Genomic DNA, 398 nt, shown 5'->3' on the forward strand with positions numbered 1-398 from the left:
GCTCAATACATTCATTGCTTCTTTGTCGGCGTATGCAGGCAAAAACTGCATCGAGTTCGGCTCTTTAATGATGAATATTTTCAATAGCATCGGCAAAATAGCGGAGCTTTCTGCAAAGTGCATCCATTGTAAATATTCCGTATGCGCTTTTGTACCACGTTTAGGGGCAAGCGCTCCATCGCTGTACTTTTCAATCAAGTATTCAGTCATGGCTCCTGATTCAATAATAAACTCGCCATCATCTTCAAGGATTGGCGACTTTCCAAGTGGATGAACGCTTTTTAGTTCTGGAGGTGCAATGAAAGTCACTTTGTCAAGAACGTAATGCACGATTTCGTAATCGACGTTGAGCTCTTCAAGTAACCAGATAATACGCTAAGAGCGTGACTGAATCAGAT

General features: G+C 42.0%; 1 pseudogene. It reads right to left on the bottom strand.

Annotation, left to right across the window (positions count from 1 at the left end):
* Positions 1-396 (bottom strand): annotated as a pseudogene (locus tag UF06_RS22190) (glutathione S-transferase); the annotation flags it as partial.
* Positions 397-398: the final 2 nt, after the last annotated feature.

Origin of the sequence: Vibrio sp. S234-5 (genome assembly GCF_000960595.1) — a bacterium.
In the GTDB taxonomy this organism is placed as follows: domain Bacteria; phylum Pseudomonadota; class Gammaproteobacteria; order Enterobacterales; family Vibrionaceae; genus Vibrio.